The sequence below is a fragment of the Bordetella tumulicola genome (assembly GCF_054779135.1).
This window is the reverse complement of sequence record NZ_BAAGYU010000003.1, coordinates 71,887-90,969: the sequence shown is the minus strand read 5'-3', so window position 1 is coordinate 90,969 and position 19,083 is coordinate 71,887. Positions and strand designations below refer to the sequence as shown.

Annotated in this window: 21 protein-coding genes; 18 read left to right on the top strand and 3 right to left on the bottom strand. The window is 57.5% G+C overall.

Translation table 11 applies throughout. From position 1 onward, the window contains the following. The first annotated feature begins 50 nt into the window (after positions 1-50). The 7 genes from ACYVDM_RS00455 to ACYVDM_RS00425 all read left to right on the top strand — a co-directional run bounded on the left by ACYVDM_RS00455 (position 51) and on the right by ACYVDM_RS00425 (position 7,333). Entirely contained in the window at positions 51-1,232 is a 1,182-nt protein-coding gene (locus tag ACYVDM_RS00455) for a thiolase C-terminal domain-containing protein (RefSeq protein ID WP_415790726.1), read from the top strand. Then, positions 1,229-1,675 carry a Zn-ribbon domain-containing OB-fold protein gene (locus ACYVDM_RS00450; protein ID WP_415790728.1) on the top strand — a complete coding sequence of 149 codons (447 nt, stop codon included), beginning with the start codon at positions 1,229-1,231 and terminating at the stop codon, positions 1,673-1,675. Before ACYVDM_RS00455 ends, ACYVDM_RS00450 begins: the two co-directional genes overlap by 4 nt. 61 nt (positions 1,676-1,736) lie before the next feature. Next, positions 1,737-2,693, top strand: a complete 957-nt coding sequence (locus ACYVDM_RS00445) for a Bug family tripartite tricarboxylate transporter substrate binding protein (RefSeq protein WP_415790730.1) — start codon at positions 1,737-1,739, stop codon at positions 2,691-2,693. Positions 2,694-2,782: 89 nt separating this feature from the next. Beyond that, positions 2,783-3,694 (top strand): TauD/TfdA dioxygenase family protein, encoded by a 912-nt coding sequence (locus ACYVDM_RS00440; RefSeq protein ID WP_415790732.1) that lies wholly within the window; start codon positions 2,783-2,785, stop codon positions 3,692-3,694. A gap of 81 nt (positions 3,695-3,775) precedes the next feature. Then, a complete protein-coding gene (locus tag ACYVDM_RS00435) occupies positions 3,776-4,840 on the top strand; it encodes an amidohydrolase family protein (protein WP_415790734.1) in 1,065 nt (354 codons plus the stop codon). Position 4,841: 1 nt separating this feature from the next. Further along, positions 4,842-6,302 carry an aldehyde dehydrogenase gene (locus ACYVDM_RS00430; RefSeq protein ID WP_460475290.1) on the top strand — a complete coding sequence of 487 codons (1,461 nt, stop codon included), beginning with the start codon at positions 4,842-4,844 and terminating at the stop codon, positions 6,300-6,302. Positions 6,303-6,439: 137 nt separating this feature from the next. Next, positions 6,440-7,333, top strand: a complete 894-nt coding sequence (locus tag ACYVDM_RS00425; protein WP_415790738.1) for an NAD(P)-dependent oxidoreductase — start codon at positions 6,440-6,442, stop codon at positions 7,331-7,333. On the opposite strand, the gene ACYVDM_RS00420 is transcribed toward ACYVDM_RS00425, so the two are convergent. Continuing rightward, positions 7,330-8,223: a LysR substrate-binding domain-containing protein gene (locus ACYVDM_RS00420; RefSeq protein WP_415790740.1), complete on the bottom strand. Its 894-nt coding sequence runs from the start codon at positions 8,221-8,223 to the stop codon at positions 7,330-7,332. The two genes, ACYVDM_RS00425 and ACYVDM_RS00420, sit on opposite strands and share 4 nt — an antisense overlap. Positions 8,224-8,340: 117 nt before the next feature. Here ACYVDM_RS00420 and ACYVDM_RS00415 point away from each other — a divergent pair, with 117 nt between their 5' ends. The 7 genes from ACYVDM_RS00415 to ACYVDM_RS00385 all read left to right on the top strand — a co-directional run bounded on the left by ACYVDM_RS00415 (position 8,341) and on the right by ACYVDM_RS00385 (position 13,484). Further along, positions 8,341-9,696 carry an acyclic terpene utilization AtuA family protein gene (locus ACYVDM_RS00415; protein ID WP_415790742.1) on the top strand — a complete coding sequence of 452 codons (1,356 nt, stop codon included), beginning with the start codon at positions 8,341-8,343 and terminating at the stop codon, positions 9,694-9,696. A gap of 1 nt (position 9,697) precedes the next feature. Next, positions 9,698-10,051, top strand: a complete 354-nt coding sequence (locus tag ACYVDM_RS00410) for an AtuA-related protein (RefSeq protein WP_415790744.1) — start codon at positions 9,698-9,700, stop codon at positions 10,049-10,051. Between the two features lie 69 nt (positions 10,052-10,120). Continuing rightward, positions 10,121-11,095: a Bug family tripartite tricarboxylate transporter substrate binding protein gene (locus ACYVDM_RS00405; RefSeq protein WP_415790746.1), complete on the top strand. Its 975-nt coding sequence runs from the start codon at positions 10,121-10,123 to the stop codon at positions 11,093-11,095. 132 nt (positions 11,096-11,227) lie between these two features. Beyond that, on the top strand, positions 11,228-11,431 hold the full coding sequence (locus ACYVDM_RS00400; protein WP_415790932.1) for a cold-shock protein: 204 nt from the start codon (positions 11,228-11,230) through the stop codon (positions 11,429-11,431). 325 nt (positions 11,432-11,756) lie between these two features. Continuing rightward, positions 11,757-12,065, top strand: a complete 309-nt coding sequence (locus ACYVDM_RS00395) for a hypothetical protein (RefSeq protein ID WP_415790748.1) — start codon at positions 11,757-11,759, stop codon at positions 12,063-12,065. Positions 12,066-12,198: 133 nt separating this feature from the next. Next, on the top strand, positions 12,199-12,495 hold the full coding sequence (locus ACYVDM_RS00390) for a DUF3303 domain-containing protein (protein WP_415790750.1): 297 nt from the start codon (positions 12,199-12,201) through the stop codon (positions 12,493-12,495). Continuing rightward, positions 12,492-13,484, top strand: coding sequence for a Bug family tripartite tricarboxylate transporter substrate binding protein (locus ACYVDM_RS00385; RefSeq protein ID WP_415790752.1), 993 nt, complete (start codon positions 12,492-12,494; stop codon positions 13,482-13,484). Before ACYVDM_RS00390 ends, ACYVDM_RS00385 begins: the two co-directional genes overlap by 4 nt. On the opposite strand, the gene gcvA is transcribed toward ACYVDM_RS00385, so the two are convergent. After that, complete coding sequence (gene gcvA / locus ACYVDM_RS00380) at positions 13,453-14,361, bottom strand: transcriptional regulator GcvA (RefSeq protein ID WP_415790754.1); 909 nt, start codon at positions 14,359-14,361, stop codon at positions 13,453-13,455. The genes ACYVDM_RS00385 and gcvA overlap by 32 nt on opposite strands. Before the next feature lie 79 nt (positions 14,362-14,440). Between gcvA and ACYVDM_RS00375 the strand changes: the two genes are divergently transcribed. Genes ACYVDM_RS00375 through ACYVDM_RS00365 form a run of 3 tightly spaced genes read left to right on the top strand, consistent with a single transcriptional unit; the run spans position 14,441 to position 17,150 of the window. Then, entirely contained in the window at positions 14,441-15,229 is a 789-nt protein-coding gene (locus tag ACYVDM_RS00375) for a class II aldolase/adducin family protein (RefSeq protein ID WP_415790756.1), read from the top strand. Between the two features lie 35 nt (positions 15,230-15,264). Further along, positions 15,265-16,128 (top strand): amidohydrolase family protein, encoded by an 864-nt coding sequence (locus tag ACYVDM_RS00370; protein ID WP_415790758.1) that lies wholly within the window; start codon positions 15,265-15,267, stop codon positions 16,126-16,128. Between the two features lie 50 nt (positions 16,129-16,178). Then, the gene (locus ACYVDM_RS00365; RefSeq protein ID WP_415790760.1) at positions 16,179-17,150 is read left to right on the top strand and encodes a Bug family tripartite tricarboxylate transporter substrate binding protein; all 972 of its coding nucleotides are present in this window, start codon (positions 16,179-16,181) and stop codon (positions 17,148-17,150) included. A 44-nt stretch (positions 17,151-17,194) separates the two neighbouring features. Here ACYVDM_RS00365 and ACYVDM_RS00360 read toward each other — a convergent pair whose 3' ends face one another. Further along, positions 17,195-17,932 carry a GntR family transcriptional regulator gene (locus tag ACYVDM_RS00360; protein WP_415790762.1) on the bottom strand — a complete coding sequence of 246 codons (738 nt, stop codon included), beginning with the start codon at positions 17,930-17,932 and terminating at the stop codon, positions 17,195-17,197. Positions 17,933-18,020: 88 nt separating this feature from the next. Here ACYVDM_RS00360 and ACYVDM_RS00355 point away from each other — a divergent pair, with 88 nt between their 5' ends. Beyond that, positions 18,021-19,010, top strand: a complete 990-nt coding sequence (locus tag ACYVDM_RS00355; protein ID WP_415790764.1) for a quinone oxidoreductase family protein — start codon at positions 18,021-18,023, stop codon at positions 19,008-19,010. Positions 19,011-19,083 lie beyond the last annotated feature (73 nt).

The following is a 19,083-nucleotide window of genomic DNA, read 5'->3' as shown; positions in this document are numbered from 1 at the left end:
AGATCGTCAATGCTCTGGATGATAGGCGCAGCACACTGGAAATCATCAACATGAACGCACGCACGCTACGAGGAAAGGTCGCTATTGTCGGGGTGGGTGAAACCCGCTATTACAAACGGGGGACGTCTCCCGATCCGGAGTTCTGCATGGGGCTTGAGGCAATACTGGCTGCTGCCGCAGACGCCGGCGTCGATCCCTCCGAGATCGACGGTTTTGCAAGTTTTCACGATGAGCGCAGTACACCCATTCGGCTTGCGAGCGCACTTGGCGTCAAAGAGCTGCGTTTCTCGAATCTTGTGTGGGGAGGCGGCGGTGGTGGCGGTGCAGCGGCAATCGGGAATGCCGCTGCCGCTATTGCCGCGGGCACGGCAGAGTGTGTGGTCGTGTATCGCTCGCTTGTGCAGAGCGCGTCTCGCCGAATCGGCCAGGGGTCCATGCAGTCCACCGTCGACGGGGCAAACGCGCTGACGGTGCCCTATGGGATGATTACGCCGGCTCAGCAGTTCGCGATGAAAGTGACGCGCTATATGTACGACCACGGTATCGAGCGCGATGCGCTGCGGGCGATTTCGCTTGCTTCGTATCACCACGCACAAATGAATCCGCGAGCTGTCATGCACGGCAAACCGCTGACGCCTCAGGCCTACGACGAATCGCGTTGGATCGTCGAGCCGTTTCGGCTATTTGACTGTTGCATGGAAAACGATGGCGCGGCCGCATTGATCCTGATGCCAGCCGAGCGTGCGGCAGATATCTCGGCATCGCCTGTCTATATATTGGCGGCGGAGCAGGGGGGCGACTATCGAGGTGCCGCACGGTGTCACAACGCACCGCTTTACGCGACGTCCGGGTTCAGCACATTGGCGCCGCGTCTATTTGAACACGCCGGGGTCAAGCCGAAAGATATCAAGGTCGTACAAGCCTACGAAAACTTTACGGGCGGGGTGGTCATGAGCTTGGCAGAGCATGGATTCTTCGAGCCGGACGAAGCCAACGATTTTCTGGTTCTGGACAATCTGATCGCGCCAACGGGAAAGCTGCCATTGAACACCAGCGGCGGTAACTTGGCAGAATGCTATATGCACGGTTTGGAGCTGCAAATAGAGACCGTGCGGCAGCTTCGGAATCAGTCGACCGCTCAGGTTGCCGGTGCAGACCTTGGCATCGTTATCTCGGGACCCATGGTGAATCCCGTCTCCAACATGATACTGGGTACGGCGGCAACGTTATGACGGACAAACGCTTTTATCTTTCGACCGATCTGCCTGCTCCTGTGCCGGAGGCGGACGGACTGGACGCACCTTACTGGAAGGGTACGCGCGAGGGTCGCCTAATGATCCAACGATGCAAGCACTGCGAGACATGGCAATGGGGCCCCGAATGGATCTGCCATCGTTGCCGGAAATTCGACGTGGCGTGGGAGGAAGTCACATCGCAAGGACGCATTTACAGCTGGGAACGAACGTGGCATCCCCCCATGGCCACGTTAAAGGAGAGCGTTCCTTATTTGACCGTCCTGGTGGATTTGCCTCATGCCGGTGGCGTCCGAATGGTGGGCAACTTGCTGGGGGATCCACTGCAGGAGGTGAGAATGGGTGCCGAGGTCAAGGCCGTGTTCGAACCGCATGATGAAGGGCCGGTCCCCTACACATTGGTGCAGTGGGAATATAAGTAAATACACTAGGAGACACAAAATGATTGGCGCATCAACTCGCAAAATGACGTATGTGTGCTCGTTGGCTTTGCTGGCAATATCGACGACAGTGGGGGCTTACGCGTACGCCGAAAACTATCCCGATCACCCCATTAAACTTTTGGTCGGATTCTCTGCCGGCAGCGGCAATGACACCGCCGGACGCATTGTGGGTGAAATTCTGACTGAGCAGCTCGGACAACCCGCCGTTGTGGAGAATAAAACGGGAGCCAACGGCTCGCTTGCCGTACAAACGGTTGCGAAGGCCAAGCCGGATGGATATACCCTGCTGGTATCGAATACCAGTTCAATTACGGTAAACCCCTTGATTAACAAGGATATTGCCTATGATCCGGAGCGGGACCTCGAACCCATCACGACTCTCCTGGGCTATCCGCTGGTGCTGACTATCAATGCAACGGCTGAAAAAACAAAAAACGTACGGACAGTCAAAGACCTCGTGGAACTGGCCAAATCGCAAAAAGAGCCATTGACGTATGGGTCGGCGGGAATCGGTAATTTATTTCATATTGCGGGGGCTCTGTTTGTTAAGGAAGCGGGCATAGAAGCAACGCATATTCCCTATCGTGGCGGCACGCCTATGCGGGTTGCCTTGTTGTCGGGCGAGATCGATTTCGCCTTTAATACATTGGATACCGTACCTCTCGTAAAGGATGGCAGAGTTCGCGCCTTGGCCGTCACTGAGCATGAGCGGTGGCGAGATTTGCCTGACGTGCCGACAATGGATGAAGTGGGATTGCCGTCGATTTACATCAGTCCGTGGTTTGGCGTATTCGCACCGAAGGGCACACCACCTGACGTGTTGAGCAAGCTGAATGATGCGCTCAGTGGGCTATCTACGAATGTAGAGCTGCGCAAGAAACTGGAGGCGATCGGCCGTGTCGAGATCAACGGACCCAAGGCATTCGCCGAGAAGATCAAGAAAGAAACGGCGATAAACAAGGAGATTATTGCGCGGGAGGGCATTGCGGCGCGTTGATCTGCACGCTTGTTCGCGGTCGGGCCGCGACAGCGGCCTGTCATGGGCCGCGTTTTCTAGTGAGTGCGCCGCCTTGGCGATCAAGGTCGTTGAACCCGAACACTTATGTGAACGAAATTATGGATCGACAAATGACTCAACCATCCTGTGAACATCTGGATTTCAAAATCATTCATGTCCTGCCCTTGTCGGGAGCGGCAGGCGCGGAGGTATTCGGGGTCAATCTGTCTGAACAGATAAACGATGAGACACTCGAAGAGGTGAAACGGGCCTATCATCGATTCGGTGTGATCTTCTTTCGGGATCAGCAAGTGTCGGATCTTGACCTGGCGCGTTTTGCCAAATACTTCGGCGAATTGGCGGTCTTGCCGCCGCATCGTCAACATCCCGGATCGCTGCCCGAATTATTGGTCATCGACAAGAAGCCAGAGACAAAACTCGTGTTCGGATGGGAGTGGCATTCAGACACGACTCATCTCGAAATTCCACCACTCGGTTCAGTGCTAGCGGCAAAGTTATTGCCGACGGTAGGAGGAGACACGCTTTTTGCCAATCAGTATCTTGCCTATGAAACGCTTTCGGACGGTATGAAGAACATGCTCAATGGGTTGAACGCCATTCACTCCAATGGCCGCATTCTTTCTTCGCTCGAGGCCGATGATGTCTTGGCGCAGGGGCAAGGTGTCGGTAGCAATAAAACGACCCTGTCCGCCATACATCCGGTTGTCCGCACGCATCCCGAGACGGGCCGCAAAGCGTTGTTCGTCAATGAGATGCATACCGAGCGCTTTGAACATATGACGATTGCCGAAAGCGCCCCGTTATTGCGGTACCTATACGATCATTCCACGCGTCCAGAATTCACGTGTCGCTTTCGTTGGGCGCCGGGTTCAGTGGCGTTCTGGGATAACCGGTGCTTGCAACATCTAGCGCTAGATGATTATCAAGGCCAGCGTCGCCTTATGCATAGGGTCCAGATACGCGGGACAAAACCTGTCTAGCGCATCAGGCCATGAACACCTCGAACAGCCGCAGACGTGCGTGTATGTAGAGAGACCAGCAGACCGAAATGGAGTGTCGCAATGCCTGAAATCCCGGAAGAAGATTTGCTTGTCATTCCGCACGCGGGTCTTCCTGCTAACGGAGCGTCGTATGCCGAAGTCGCTATCGATCCAGATCTGCCCATCATCGATCCGCACCATCATTTCTCAGCGCACTGGGGCGGGTACTTCATCAAGGATCTCTGCAAGGACATGCATGCGGGCCACGCGGTCCTGTCCACCGTCTATATCCAATGCGGACACGAGTACAGGAATACCGGGCCTGATCATTTAAAGCCGGTGGGTGAGACGGAATATGTCGTCGCCCAAGCGAGTTCGTTGGGGGAGACGGACGGCGCTGCGGTTGCGGGCATCGTTGGCTTCGCAGATTTGACGCTGGGCGATGGGGTCGACGACGTTCTCTCGGCTCATGTGGCCGCGGGATCGGGCCGGTTCAAGGGTATCCGGCATGCGGCCGCGCGCCATGAAGCATTCAAACATGGCGTTCTTCCGCGGCCGCCGCTGGGCTTATATCGCGACCCGGCGTTTCGGAAGGGTTATGCCCGGCTGGCAAAGTATGGGCTTTCGTTCGATGCGTGGATTTATCATACGCAGATTGCGGAAGTCGTGGCGTTGGCTCAGGCGTTCCCTGATATTCCCCTGATTCTGGATCACGTCGGTGGCGTGTTGGGCGTTGGCCCTTATGCGCATGATGATGCGGCCGCGCGTCGCGAGTGGTTACCGGCCATGAGGCTTCTGGCTCGTTGCCCGAACGTTAAGGTCAAACTGGGCGGTCTCGGCACCGCGACATTCGGATTCGATTTTTCCAAAGCAGCTCGACCGCCTACCTCGGAGGAACTCGCGGATCTTTGGCGTCCCTACATCGAGCCGTGCATAGACGCTTTTGGCGCTGACCGTTGCATGTTCGAGAGCAATTTTCCTGTGGACCGAAGCGTCGGGCAATATGTCGTGCTCTGGAATGCGTTCAAACGTATCGCAGCGGCCGCGACGCCGACCGAGCGCTCGGCGCTGTTCTATGGAACGGCCGCAGCCACGTACAAGTTGTCGCCACCGATAATTAGAGAGGACGAGTATGAAATCCTATGAGATGTTCATCAATGGCACTTGGACGTCCGGGTCCGACCGGCAGCGATTCGACACGCTCAACCCCTATACGCAGACGGCGTGGGCGTCTATTCCTCAGGCCTCGATAGAGGACGTGCGCGGCGCGATTGCGGCGGCACGGGGTGCGTTCGACTCGGTATGGCGTCGTATGCCGGGTTTGAAACGCGCTGCTCTGATGACACGGCTGGCCGAAATCATCGAACGTGAGGCGCAGCCACTTGCAGTGATCGAATCGACGGATAATGGAAAAGTCATTCGGGAAACGAGTGCCCAGATGATTTATGCCGCGCGCGTGTTCCGGTATTTTGCGGGCCTGGCGGACAAACTGCGTGGCAGCACCATTCCGCTGGACAATCCTGATATTCTTGACTTTACCCTTCGTGAACCATACGGTGTTGTCGCTTTGATCACGGCTTGGAACTCGCCCATCGCGCTCCTGGCCAACAAATTGCCGGCCGCTCTGGCCGCAGGCAATTGCGTGGTAATCAAACCTTCCGAGCACGCCTCCGCGAGCACGCTGGAGTTCTGCCGATATGTCGAGGAGGCGGGTTTTCCACCGGGCGTCATCAATGTGGTCACCGGCGATGCCAAGGTGGGCGCGGCCATGACCGAACTGGAGGGCGTGGATAAGATAAGTTTTACGGGTAGCCCGGGTGTGGGAAGGCGCGTCGCGACTGCTGCCGCGCAAAGGCTGATCCCCGTGACGCTCGAGTTGGGAGGAAAGTCGCCAAATATCATTTTTGGCGATGCCGATTTGCCGCGGGCTATCGTCGGCGCACTGGCTGGAATTTTCGCGGCGACCGGGCAAACCTGTATCGCGGGATCGCGCCTGCTGGTGCAACGTTCTGTCTACGACACGGTTGTGACGCAATTGGTGGAACGTGCGAACAAAATCGTACTGGGTAACCCTCTGGATGCTGCCACCGAGATGGGAACGGCTGCGAATCGCCCTCAATTTGAGCGGATTATCGCCGCGATCGACGAGGCGAAAGCGCAGGGGGCCAATTTAAAGGCAGGGGGAGGGGGCGCCACGGACCCCACGCTCAAAAATGGCCTCTTCATAAAACCGACAATTTTCAGTGATGTGCATCCGGACATGAGCGTCGCGCAAAGCGAGATATTCGGCCCGGTACTGTCCGTCATCCCTTTCGAATCCGAGGAGGAGGCCATTGCCATCGCCAATGGAACCAAACTTGGCCTCGCAGCGGGCGTCTGGACGCAGGATATTTCGCGAGCGATGAGAATGATCCGTGCCATGGACTCGGGGGTGGTGTGGGTAAACACCTATCGCATGGTCTCGGCGCAAGCGCCATTCGGCGGTCGTAAGGGCAGCGGGTACGGAAAAGAGAGAGGCGACGAAGGGTTGCTCGAATTCAGCGTACTCAAGAACGTTATGGTGGATTTTTCGGGAGAAGACCGAGACCCGTTCGCCGCGAAGACCTGAGCTTATCGAAACAAGGGCGTAGCGCTGCAGCGAGTCTAATCGGGTCGGGCCGTTTTGTTTGTGCTTTGGCGATCGCATGTTGCATGCAATCACGCGCGACTGTCTACAGCTGCGCTGAAATCAACTAGGAACTCATTATGAAACAGCAGCTAGGATTCGTAGGTATTGGTCAAATGGGTGGGGCGATGGCAGCTCACCTCGTGCGGTCGGGTTTTTCGGTAACGGGCTATGACCCCAGCGAGCTTAGTCGTAGCCTGGCGGCCAAAGAGGGTGTTCAGGTTACCGAGAGTCTGCGGGACGCCGTCCATGGGCGGAACGTCGTGCTGACCAGTCTGCCGAACTCGGCAATTGCGCTAGAGGCCTGGCTAGGCGAGAACGGTATTTTGACCTATATGGCCAAAGGCGCCGTCGGTATTGAGCTGAGCTCGATCGATCCCGACACCATGTGCAGGATTGCCTCCGAGGCAGAGAAAAAGGGCGTGCGCATGGTGGACGCGCCAGTGAGTGGGGGGCCGGTCGAGTCGGCTTGCGGCCAGCTTGTTTTGATGACGGGCGGAACGCAAGAGGACATAGATTCGGTTGGCGACGTCCTGGACGCACTCTCGAGTTCGCGCCATATGACGGGTGCTGTGGGCACCGGTAAAACCGTTAAGCTGGTTAACAACATGATGTCGATGGGGAACATCGTGATTGCCGCTGAAGCCTTTGCCTTAGGAACCGCGGCAGGCGTGGACCCGAATACCTTGTTCAATGTGCTCTCACAGAGCGGTGGCCGATCTCACCATTTTCTCAAGCGCTTTCCCAAAGCTGTCGCGGGAGACTACGCGCCAGGTTTCAAGATCGAGTTGGGCGAGAAGGATGTCGCGCTGGGTATCGAACTGGGGCGCAAGCTCTCGCAACCCACGCCCGCCGCGTCATTGGTCCGGGAGATGATTTCGGTGGGAATGGCGGGTGGGCGCAGAGGGCAGGACATCGTTGCCATGCTGGACTATTACCTTAGTCTTGGGCGAGCGGCGAACGATAAAAACTAGCAGTTGGAAAAGTGCGCTTCAATAAACGATAAAAACGCGCGAATACGAGGGGCAAGAGAGCGCCCCTTCGGATACAGCACATACATGGTGTCTTGGGTTTTGGGTTCGAACGCTTTAAGTAGTTCCACCAGTTTTCCCTGCCGAATATCCGCACCGATATGAAATTCGGCCAAGCGAACGATACCCAGGCCATGCAAGGCCAGACTGTGCAGGAGCTCGCCCTGGTTGGCGCCCACCGGGCCCTCGGGAATCGTGAGCACGCGGCTTGTGCCTTGCTCGGTAAATGACCACGTATTCCAGTGCGTGCGTACTGTGAAATTCAAGCAATGGTGATGAAGCAGATCATCCGGCGATCGTGGCGTGCCATGCTGCTTCAAGTACGCTGGTGATGCAGCGATCGCCCATCTGCGAAGAAACAAGGGCTTTGCAATCAGCGACATTTCCGTGGGGTTGCCGCTGTGGATGGCGACGTCAATGTCGCTCTCCAGAAAGCTGCCCCGATCTGTGCCGATGACAAATTCGATACGCAGCTTTGGAAAATGATTCAGCAACTCTGAAAGCAGGGGCGCAAGCTGATACTTTGCGAAGGTCAGGCTGGTATGTACCCGGATCAGGCCTGCTATTTGGTCTTCTTCGGGGATCACCGCATTTTCGACTTCCTGCATGGCATCGACGACGCGCTGGGCACGTATTTGCAGGGCCTTGCCTTCCTGGGTGAGCCGGATGGTCGTGCCGATGCGATCGAACAAGCGTGTCGCAAGACGGGTCTCTAGCCGGGAAATGAGCTTGCTGACCGCCGAGGGAGTGAGCCCCAGCTTACGGGCCGCGGCCGAGAAGCTGCCATTTTCTACGACGGCCAGAAAGACCTGTATTTGGGTGTACTTGTCCATGGTGTCTGATTGTGAATGAAATTCACATCCCCTGTTCCTGGCAGGGTATGGGCATACAAGGAAAGCGTCAATAGACTAGAAGACGGAAAATAATTTGACTAACTGGAGACGAAATCCATGAATAAAACGATCCGCGTGGGGTCGGGTTCAGCGTGGTGGGGCGATCGTGTAGAGCCGGCTGCGCTGAATGCCGAAAAAGGCCAGCTTGATTATTTATGTTTCGAAACCATGGCCGAAGCCACCGTATCGGCGGCACAGGTGCGTAGTCGCCGCGATCCGTCCTTTCCGGGGTACGACACCTACCTGGACGACCGCATGCGCGCCGTGTTGCCGCATTGCATGAAGCAGGGCGTCAAAATCATTTCGAATCAGGGGTGGATCAATCCCCAGGGGGCAGCGCAACGCGTTGTGGAGTTGCTGGGCGAAATGGGCATCAGCGGGGTCAAGGTGGCCGCTGTCAACGGCAGCCTCATTACGGAACACGTCCTGGAGCTGACGGATCGGATTCTGGAGAATGACGAACCCACCCATACGCTGAAGTCGACCATGATTTCGGCCGAGGCCTATATGGGGGCTGAGCCGATTGTCGAGGCATTACGGCAGGGCGCGCAAATTGTCATGACAGGCCGTGTGGCGGATCCTTCTATTTTCATGGCACCCATGATGTATGAGTTTGGCTGGGATCCGCTGGATCATCATTTGTTGGGCAGCGGCAATGGCTTGGGGCATCTGCTTGAGTGTGGCGCCCAGGTGACCGGCGGATACTTTACGGACCCCGGGTTTAAAGACGTACCCGATCCATGGAATTTTGGGTTCCCCATTGCTGAGGTACAGGCCGATGGCTCGGCGGTGCTATGCAAAGTGGAGGGGACTGGCGGGGCGATCAATATCCGGACGGTCAAAGAGCAAATGCTCTACGAGGTGCATGATCCGGCGAACTACATCACGCCCGATGTGGTGGTTGACTTTACCCAGGCCCAGCTCGAACAAGTCGGACCTGACCGCGTGCGTGTGACTGGCCTGACGGGAAAGCCCCGCACGCCTACCCTGAAAGTCTCGATCGGTTGTACCGAGGGTTTTATCGGCGAGGATATGTTTTTCTATGCCGGACCGGGCGCGTTGCGTCGCGCGCAGTTGGCCAAACGTATTCTTGAAGAGCGATTCAAAATCGTCAAACTTGATGCCGAAGAGATTCGTATCGACTTTCTGGGATTGAATGCGATTCATGGTGATGCCACCCCGGATAATGCACCAGAACCCTACGAGATTGCTGTACGCGTGGCGGCGCGGACCGCGACGCGAGAAGAGGCGGCCAAGGTAGGGCGGGAGGTTGACGGCATGGCGGTATCGGGTGTCGGCCATACCGGAAAACGTGTGCCCCATCAGGAGCGTACACGCGAGATCATCGGTGTGTGGTCTTCATTGGTGCCGCGCGAGCATGTGCCTGCCACGATCACCTATCTGGAGGCGTGAGATGAAAGTACGACTACAGCATGTTGCCCATACCCGTTCGGGCGACAAAGGCAATACATCCAATATCTCGGTTTTTGCCTACGAGCCTGAATTCTATGGCTTGATCAAAGAGCAATTGACCGCCGATGCTTTCAAGGCGTTTTATCGAAAGGCCATCCAGGGAAAAGTCGAAAGGTATGAGGTCGACAACATTCATGCGCTGAATTTTGTGGCGCATGGGGCTTTGGGCGGGGGAGTATCGCGCAGTTTGTGCCTGGACAACTATGGCAAGGCACTCTCTGCTGCCATTCTGGGATTCGAACTGGAAGTCCCGGATCATTTGACCGAAAAATTGCACGGAAAACCCTTGCTTTGAGTGTCTGCGTTGCTATTCCGCATAGGTTCAAGGCCCGATAATATTTTTCTAAAAGTGGAGTACGGGGACATGAAAAAAAGAATGACGCTGAGCTTGATGGGCGCTGGTTTGTTGATTGCGTTCGCGGGTGCTGCGCATGCGGCTTATCCCGATCGCGCGGTCACGGTGGTGGTGCCCTATCCTCCAGGGGGAACTACCGATATTCTGGCCCGTATCGTGTCGGCCAAACTCACCGGAAAGTTAGGTCAGACGTTTGTCGTCGAGAACAAGCCTGGCGCGTCAGGCATGATAGGTACGCAGGCCGTGGCGAGAGCCAAGCCCGATGGCTACACCATCATGATGGGGACCATCGGCACCCATGGCACCAATGCGGCCGTGTACAAAAACGTGTTGTACGACACCGTCAAGGATTTCAATCCGGTCGTCATCATCGCCTCCACACCCAATGTCATGGTGGCGAATAAAAATGCGCCCTACAACACGGTTGCGGAGTTTCTGGAATACGCGCGCAAGCATCCCGGCGAAGTCAACTTTGGGTCGACCAGCATGGGCGGCAGCCCTCACATGTCGGGTGAGTTGCTAAAGGCGCAGGCCGGTATTGATATCGTGCACGTCCCATTTCAGGGTGGAGGCCCTATGCTGAATGCGGTGATTGGCGGACAGATTCCCGTGGCTTTCGACAATCTGCCCTCATCCGCGGGGCATATCCAGTCAGGCAATCTGAAGGCATTGGGTGTGACGACGCCGCAGCGGTGGCCTTCTTTCAAGGACGTCCCCACGATTGCCGAATCGGGGGTGCCGGGCTACGAGGTACAAGCGTGGTTCGGTATTCTGGCGCCCGCCGGTACGCCCACGGATATTGTGAATAAATTGAATAAGAGCATTTCCGACATCATCACCGACGATGCCGACATCCAGAAGCAACTGGCCACCATGGGCGCGATGCATACGCCGAACACGCCTGAGCAGTTTTCCAAGCTGATTACCGACGAGGTTCAGAAATGGACTGAGGTGGTGGAAAAGAACAATATGGAAAAACTATAGCGGCCCGTTGCCCAGCGATGCACCCATTGATAAATGTATTATTTTGAAACAGCAGTATCTTTATCCTGCCCAAGCGCCCATAGTCGCGATCGGGATATCTTTTTCCCTGTTTATCTAGGACTTACATTGAAGATCGAAACTGGTATTGTGAAGTGGTTTAACAACGACAAGGGCTACGGCTTTATTTCGCCGGAGCTAGGTGGCAAAGACCTCTTCGCGCATTACTCTGAAATTCAGGGCGACGGGCACAAGTCCCTTGAAGAGAATCAGCGCGTTTCCTACGTCGCTGGTCAAGGACAAAAAGGTCCTCAGGCAACAATGATTAAGCCGATTTAATAGCCAGGCTGCTTGCTTTATCGGCAAGCAATTTGGTAGCGAGTCGCAAGGCCGGAACCGCTTATGTGGATCCGGCCTTTTTTGCATCGCCGGTAGTTATCGTTGTTTCTGCGCCGCAGGAGTAAGCTGAGTGCAAGCGTGCACGGTACGGTGCACTTTTTGTTGCCAGACTACATACATCAAGGCGGGAATAGTCATGAAAATCCTGAAGCGCTTCTTAGCAAGCGTGCTGAACGTTTTCGTGAAGCTGCTGCCGCACGCCAATGACCCCCCACGGGATAGTAGGGGCTCGGCGTCGTCGCCCTCGTCACGCCATAGAGACCCCATGCAGTCGCCGTGGCGCATCTATCGTCTGTACGCGGTCGACTCACGTTTACTGCTGCGCGGAGAAACGGGCCGCGTTATCAGCATAGGGGCCTATGCGGGTGCCGCCCCATCAATGAGATACAACCTGGATTCCGGCGGTAAACACGGGCCTTGCTCATCATTGTCGTTGCTGCTGGCCGATGCTTCCGAGCAATTGTCTGCATCCAAACTTGAACGCGCTCTGGCGCAATCCACAGAATATGTGATTGCGCCCGCGGACCTGGATCGCAGTACCCATCTGGATGTATCGCTGCTTCTGCAACCGTGAGAATCGGAAGCGACATGATCAACCGAGGGGGTTGTTGACCCTATTATTTTTCTTCATGACGACTTGAGATATCGTCGCTGTCTCAAAAGGCAGCATGCTCCTACTATTGTGCAAAACAACAGTAGGAGACACCATGTTATTTCTCGTCATCAGCACCCCGCGTCCCGATCATCCGTCCTCTCTCGTCGATTCACGTAGTCGTTATTGGGACTGGATGCGTCCATTGTTGCAGTCGGGTCAGGCTAAATCCGTTTATGCCCGTGCGGGTCGCGGCGCCGTCGCGTTATTCGATGTCGACTCAAACCTGACTTTGCATCGTTTCATGAACGAATGGTCGGACATCATTCCCGCGCATTTCGATGTTTATCCCTTGCTGGATGAGGATTCTGCCAAGGCGTTCCTGGCCACTCAGTCAGAGGGGGCGGCATGACTGCCAGCCGCCGTTTCTTACTGCGGCGAATGGGGCAACTGGTCTTTGCCGCGTGCGTTTGGACCTGTGCTTCGGTAGTACAGGCCGAAGCCGTTTTTCCGGAAAAACCGGTACGGATGATTGTGGCGTTTCCGGCTGGCGGTGGGACTGACATTGTGGCGCGTTTGCTGGCTGAGAAGTTGACGACGCTATGGGGTCAGCAGGTTATCGTCGACAACCGCGGCGGGGCAGGTGGCGTGATAGGTACTGAGATCGCCGCACGTTCGGCGCCAGATGGCCATACCATTTTTATGGCGACGCTCGGTAACCTGTCGATCAATCCCCATTTGTACAAGATGGGTGTGGATCCGGCTACGGATTTGGCACCCATATCGAACGTGGTCGACGTGAATTTCGTGTTGGTCGCCAATCCCAAGTTTCCAGCGCGCAACGTCAAAGAGCTGATCGCGCTGGCCAAACAGAAGCCGAATCAAATTAACTACTCATCGTCGGGGGTCGGTGGGGCACCGCATCTGGCGGGAGAGTTATTCAATGATATGGCTGACGTGAAACTCATGCATATTCCGTACAAGGGTAGCGGCCCCAGTTTCACGGATCTGCTTGGCGGGCAGGTGTCACTGACGTTTGACAGTCTGGTGCAGTCACTGCCGTATATACAGAATGGCAAGCTGCGTGCCCTGGCCGTGCTGGCTAATCAGCGATCGGAACTACTGCCCGATGTGCCTACGCTGGCCGAGGCTGGGGTGCCGGGCTACAACTTTACCAACTGGTTCGGCTTGGCCGCACCTGCGGGTACGCCCGCCGATCGTATTGACAAGCTCAATGCGGCGGTGCAGCAGGTGTTGCAGGATCCTGCGCTGCGCGAACGCTTGGCGGATATGGGGGCGGTACCGGCGGGGATGACGCCAGCAGCTTTCGGTCAACTCATTCGAGACGAGCGAACCAAATGGGGCAGGATCATCCAGGAACGAGGGGTACGGGCACAGTAGCGCGCGCTAGCAGCCATTGACGAAAACAGACAATCTTGCCGTCGTCCGCGCGCGGCTCGGGGCAAACCAGGTGGTAGCCCCGGCGTCGGCGCAGCACCAGCGGATGTGGTGCTACCAGCCGGCCTTGGATCAAGTCTTTTTCCAGGTACCGCAGTTGGCCTAGCGCGACACCCAGGCCTTCGGTCGCGCATTGATAGATGACACTGAGGTCTTCGTAGAACATGTCTCCCACCGCTAATTTTCGCGAGGCACCCGCCAACTGGATCCAGTCGGGCCAATGTTGCGGTCGCCGATTCGAGTGCAATAAGGGCAGTTCTAATAGTGCCTCGGTAGTACAGGGGCGTGGCAGGCGTCCGGCGAGTTCGGGCGCCATCACCGGTGTCAGCTCGTCACTGAACAACAGATCATCGCGTAGGCCATCCCAGGGACCGTCGCCGTACACAATGCCGATGTCGGCGTTGTCGCGTTTGAAGTCGACCCCCTCGACGCTGGCGGTCAGCCGCACGTTGATGTCGGGATACGCTGATTGGAAGGCGGGTAGTAGCGGGATCAGCCAACGCAGAAACAGCGTGGTATGCCCACGCACGGTAAGCACCTGCTTGGAACCTGTCGATACCAAGTCTTGCGTGGCGCGCACGATCTGCGCAAAGGCGCCACTGAGTGCCGCGCCATACAGTTCGCCGCCGCGAGTGAGCTGCAATTGGCCTGCTCGTCGCTCGAATAGGTTGAAACCGAGCCACGATTCCAGCGCCTTGATCTGGTGGCTGACCGCGCCCTGCGTAATGTGCAGCTCTTGGGAGGCTCGAGTGAAACTCAGGTGTCGGGCGGCACTTTCAAATACACGTAGGGGATTCAGGGGAGGCAATTGCGGATTCATGACCGTACTCCCGCACAGACGCAGGTTGTTTCATGGATTGTTTTTTTAATTATGCCTGACGAGGAGTATGCAGGTGAATATGCGATACAGCACTCAGTTTCCATCGTTGCAGAGCCACGTGGACGAAGCCGAATGGCAGGCGCGCAAAGACTTGGCGGCATGCTATCGGCTCATGGACCGCTATGGCATGACGGACATGATCTACAACCACATCACCGCCCAGATTCCGGGCAAGCCCAACCATCTGCTGATCAACTTGTACGGTCTGTTGTACAAAGAAATCACGGCATCCAGCCTGGTCGATATCGACTATGACGGCAATGTCTGCCGCAAGCCAGACACCGACTACGGCATCAATAAATCGGGTTATGTCATTCATGGCTGCATTCACCGAGCCCGCCCAGACGTGCATTGTGTCATCCATACGCACACGCGCGCGGGCATGGCGGTGTCGGCCATGCGCGAGGGGCTGCTGCCGATCACGCAAACCGCTTCGCGCTTTCATGGTCACATTGCCTATCACGAGTTCGAGGGGCCTGCCGTCGACTTGGCCGAACAGGAGCGCCTGGTCGCGGATCTAGGCACACACAATGCCATGATTTTGCGCAATCACGGACTGCTGGTGTGCGGTGCATCGATCGCGCAGGCTTTCAACCTGATGTACCAACTTGAAATGGCCTGCCGCACACAGGTAGACGCGATGGCGGCCGGCATCGATCAGGTCCGGTTGCCTGATGAGCGGGTGCTGGAGCGCTCTGCTCATCTGTACCAGCCGGGTACACGCCGACCGTATGGCGAGCTGGAATGGCACGCCATGTTGCGTCTGCTGGATGCCGAGCCGGGTGGCTATCCGCCATATACCCGTTGATAACCTGCATTAACGACTTTCCAGAGACGATGCTTATGCCTTTAGATATCCCGGCAGGCGCGTGCGACTGCCATGTGCATGTGTTTGGCCCTGCACGGCAGTATGCCTTCGATCCTGCGCGCACCTATACCCCTGCGGATGCAAGCTTGACGGAGTTGGTCTCGCGGCACCGCGAATTGGGCATCAGTCGTACCGTCATCGTGCAACCGAGCCCCTACGGCGCCGACAATAGCTGCTTGCTGGACGCGTTAGCTGAATTGGGTGATGCCGGCAGAGGCGTGGCCGTGATCGATGACACGATCAGCGATGCCGCGTTGGCTGACATGCACCGTGCCGGTGTACGGGGCGTGCGTGTCAATCTGGAAACAGCGGGTGAACACGACCCGGCGGTGGCGCGACGAAAGCTGCGGCAGGCGGCAGAGCGTGTGGCGCCGCTGGGCTGGCACGTGCAAACCTTTACCAACCTGGCTACCTTCGCCGCGCTGGCCGATAGCTTGTCCGAATTGCCCACCGCGCTGGTCGTTGATCACTTTGGCCGGGCGCAGGCGAGTCTGGGCCCGGCTCAGTCTGGCATGGATCGCTTGCTCGACGCCGTGGCCGCTGGCCATGTGTACGTGAAATTGTCGGCTCCCTATCGCATCTCGCGCGAGCCGGATTATGCCGACGTGACGCCGCTGGCTCGTGCACTCATTGATGCAAATCCTGATCGCGTGCTGTGGGGAACAGATTGGCCGCATCCCGGTTCGGCCGCAGGCGGCCCGCTATCCGTTGATGGCATTACGCCTTTTCGTCAGGAAGACAATCGTCGTGCGCTGTCTCGTTGCCTGGAGTGGGCAGAAACGCCAGAACGCGTGCGCAAGATCATGACGGATAACCCTGAGCGGTTGTATGGCTTCTGATCATCGATAGGCGTCGTATTAAAAATCTATAACATCAAGGAGAGAAAATCATGATCATGCGTCTACGCGTGTTGGGAGCCTTGGTTGTGGGTACAGCTTGTGCCGTGGGTCCATTGCAGGCCACCGCGGCTTATCCAGAGAAATCGATTCGCATCGTGGTGCCTTTGGCCGCAGGCGGAACGGTAGATATGGTGTCGCGACTGATTGCAAAAGGGCTCGCTGAAGAGTTGGGGCAGTCCGTCATCGTCGAGAACAAGCCCGGCGCGAGCGGGCTGATCGGAACGCGTGACGTGGCGAAGGCCAACCCCGACGGATACACGCTGCTGGCGGTGGCGAATACCTTTGTATCGGCGCCTGCCTTTGTGCCGAATGCTGGCTATGATCCATTGAAAGATTTTGCGCCCGTGACGCAGACATGCCAGATCCCCATGGTGCTGGTGGCGAATCCTTCGGTGCCGCAGCATACGGTCAAGGCGCTGATTGAGTATGCTCGCGCTCATCCTGGCGAGGTCTCGTTTGGATCGTCCGGGGTGGGTTCTACGGGTTACATCGCGGCAGAGTTGTTCAGCCGGCAAGCGGGTATCAAGATGCTGAGCGTTTCCTACAAAGGGAATGCCCAGGCACTGACCGATGTGGTCGGCGGGCAGGTGATGATGATTTTCGATCAGGTCAGTACGTCTGGCCCCTATATCAAGGCGAACAAGTTGCGTGCTCTTGCCGTGACGACTTCCACCCGCGCGGTGTCGCTGCCGGACGTACCCACGGTGGCGGAGTCGGGTCTACCGGGCTACGAGGATGTGACTTTCAATGCCATTCTGGCACCGGCTGGAACGCCTGAGCCTATCGTGGCGCAGTTGCACAAGGCCATCGCCAAAGTGCTGTCGCAGCCCGCGCTTCGCGACCAATTAAGCGGGCAGGGGATCGAAGTGAAAGTCAGCGATAGTCCCGAAGCATTCGGGAGCTATCTGGAGCAGGCGGCGAAGAAATATAGCGGTATTGCGCAGCGTCCTGCCGGTTCGTAAGGAAAGGCGTATTGTCGTTGCGGTGACGATACGCCTTCATACTTTCAATAGGCGGGCTTTTTTTGCCGACGGGCGCCGCCGGATGTCGAGGCGACTGCTCCAGCCTCCGCCGCCATGACCAGCGCGGTCATGGCGTCGCCGCCCACGTTGATGTGCCGGCGCATCGCCTCATCCACGCGGGTCTGGTTGCCGGCGCAGATTGCCGCGACGATCTCGCGGTGTTCGGCATTGGACGCTGCCAGTCGGCCTGGCTGGTCAAAGCCGCGCTGCCGGTAGGCGGCCAACGCGCGGCGCACGTTACGCACATGTTCCACCAACACGCTATTGCCGCTGGCGCGGTAGATGGCTTCGTGCAAGACGGCGTTGGCTTTCTGATAGCCGGGGCGATCGGCGGCGACGGCGCGGTCAGAGGCTTTGGCTAGTGCGGCCTTCAGTTCCCGGTGCTGTGTGGGCGTGGCTCGACGGGCGGCCAAACGCGCCAGGGCCGCCTCTAGTTCGCACAGCGTTTCCAGCGTCGCGATGAGTTCGCCCGCGGTGGCGCGCCGTACGAAGATACCGGAGCGCGGCACGATACTGATCAATCCCTGAGTGGCCAGCACCAGCAGTGCTTCGCGTACAGGAGTGCGCGAGGCCTGAAAGCGGGCGGCGAGTGCCTTTTCGTCGATTGCGCTGCCCGGCGGCCGCTTGCCGGAGAGTATTTCTTTCTCGAGCGAGAGGCGTATTCGGTCTTGCATACTGCTCGAGGCAGGCGCGGAGGGTTCGCGAGACAGGTCCAGATCCATCGCGTTAATATATCAATTCTAGGTATTAATATTCAACTGACGGCGTACAAACACTCATTCGTTTCATCCTTACTTTCGGGTACTGAATATGGCAGCTTTGCGCACATCGGCCGTTCTCATTCATCGTCATGGTGGTCCCGAGGTGCTGGATTACGGCGAAATCGAGGTTCCCGATCCCGGGCCCGGAGAGGTGCGCATCGTGCAACAGGCCATCGGCCTGAATTTCGCCGACGTGTATCAGCGGCGTGGATCGCACGGGCCGCATGCCGCGCAGCCTTTTCCGATCATTCTGGGCTCGCAGGGCGCGGGCGTGGTTGAGTCGTTAGGGCCGCAAGTGCAGGGTTTTTCCGTAGGCCAGCCGGTGGCCTATGTGCACCCCGGTGCTTATGCGCAGGCACGGTTGGTACCTGCCGCACGCTTGGTGCCGCTGCCCGAGGGGTTGACTCTGGAGACCGCGGCTGCCACGTTGCTGCGCGGCATGACGGCCGAATACCTATTGCACCGCCTGTTTGCCGTGCAACGCGGCCACAGAGTGCTGGTACATGCCGCTGCAGGGGGAATGGGACAAATCCTTTCGGCCTGGGCACGTGCGCTGGGCGCCGAGGTTATCGGCACCGTGGGATCCGAGGCCAAGCGCGCGGCGGCACTGTCCCATGGTTGCCACCATGTCATTGACTATCGACAGGACGACTTCGCGCAGCAGGTGTTGGATATCACCGGGGCTGCGGGCGTGCACGTCGCCTACGACGCTGTGGGCCGCGACGTATTTTTTCCGACGTTGGATTGCATGGCCACGCGCGGCGTAGTGATCAGCTATGGCACGGCGTCTGGCGATGTCGAAGGGGTGGACTTGCAACGCTTGCACGCCAAGTCGTTGTCCGTCTGCCGTCCAACGCTCAAGAGTTTTATTGCTAGCACCGACGAGCTACATGGCTCGGTGGCCACCTTTGCCGCCGCGGTGCGCAGTGGCGCGATCACACCCGAAGTGAGTCAGCGTTTCGCGCTAGCCGAGACGAGGGCCGCACACGAGGCGCTGGAAGGGCGCCGCACGACGGGTGCCTGCATTCTGGTGCCCTGAGCCCAGCAGAGCGCGAGATGGCCCGCATAGGAGCTTGGAGGATGGTTTGGAATAGTCGGTTGATCGTTGACTG

What these genes read in the sequence shown, in the direction of transcription:
- ACYVDM_RS00415 (WP_415790742.1), top strand. Translation starts at nt 8,341, where the DNA reads ATGAATAAAACGATCCGCGTGGGGTCGGGTTCAGCGTGGTGGGGCGAT.
- ACYVDM_RS00365 (WP_415790760.1), top strand. Translation starts at nt 16,179, where the DNA reads ATGATCATGCGTCTACGCGTGTTGGGAGCCTTGGTTGTGGGTACAGCT.
- ACYVDM_RS00405 (WP_415790746.1), top strand. Translation starts at nt 10,121, where the DNA reads ATGAAAAAAAGAATGACGCTGAGCTTGATGGGCGCTGGTTTGTTGATT.
- ACYVDM_RS00455 (WP_415790726.1), top strand. Translation starts at nt 51, where the DNA reads ATGAACGCACGCACGCTACGAGGAAAGGTCGCTATTGTCGGGGTGGGT.
- ACYVDM_RS00420 (WP_415790740.1), bottom strand. Translation starts at nt 8,223, where the DNA reads ATGGACAAGTACACCCAAATACAGGTCTTTCTGGCCGTCGTAGAAAAT.
- ACYVDM_RS00395 (WP_415790748.1), top strand. Translation starts at nt 11,757, where the DNA reads ATGCAGTCGCCGTGGCGCATCTATCGTCTGTACGCGGTCGACTCACGT.
- ACYVDM_RS00375 (WP_415790756.1), top strand. Translation starts at nt 14,441, where the DNA reads ATGCGATACAGCACTCAGTTTCCATCGTTGCAGAGCCACGTGGACGAA.
- ACYVDM_RS00410 (WP_415790744.1), top strand. Translation starts at nt 9,698, where the DNA reads ATGAAAGTACGACTACAGCATGTTGCCCATACCCGTTCGGGCGACAAA.
- gcvA (WP_415790754.1), bottom strand. Translation starts at nt 14,361, where the DNA reads ATGAATCCGCAATTGCCTCCCCTGAATCCCCTACGTGTATTTGAAAGT.
- ACYVDM_RS00370 (WP_415790758.1), top strand. Translation starts at nt 15,265, where the DNA reads ATGCCTTTAGATATCCCGGCAGGCGCGTGCGACTGCCATGTGCATGTG.
- ACYVDM_RS00425 (WP_415790738.1), top strand. Translation starts at nt 6,440, where the DNA reads ATGAAACAGCAGCTAGGATTCGTAGGTATTGGTCAAATGGGTGGGGCG.
- ACYVDM_RS00385 (WP_415790752.1), top strand. Translation starts at nt 12,492, where the DNA reads ATGACTGCCAGCCGCCGTTTCTTACTGCGGCGAATGGGGCAACTGGTC.
- ACYVDM_RS00355 (WP_415790764.1), top strand. Translation starts at nt 18,021, where the DNA reads ATGGCAGCTTTGCGCACATCGGCCGTTCTCATTCATCGTCATGGTGGT.
- ACYVDM_RS00390 (WP_415790750.1), top strand. Translation starts at nt 12,199, where the DNA reads ATGTTATTTCTCGTCATCAGCACCCCGCGTCCCGATCATCCGTCCTCT.
- ACYVDM_RS00360 (WP_415790762.1), bottom strand. Translation starts at nt 17,932, where the DNA reads ATGGATCTGGACCTGTCTCGCGAACCCTCCGCGCCTGCCTCGAGCAGT.
- ACYVDM_RS00430 (WP_460475290.1), top strand. Translation starts at nt 4,842, where the DNA reads ATGTTCATCAATGGCACTTGGACGTCCGGGTCCGACCGGCAGCGATTC.
- ACYVDM_RS00450 (WP_415790728.1), top strand. Translation starts at nt 1,229, where the DNA reads ATGACGGACAAACGCTTTTATCTTTCGACCGATCTGCCTGCTCCTGTG.
- ACYVDM_RS00435 (WP_415790734.1), top strand. Translation starts at nt 3,776, where the DNA reads ATGCCTGAAATCCCGGAAGAAGATTTGCTTGTCATTCCGCACGCGGGT.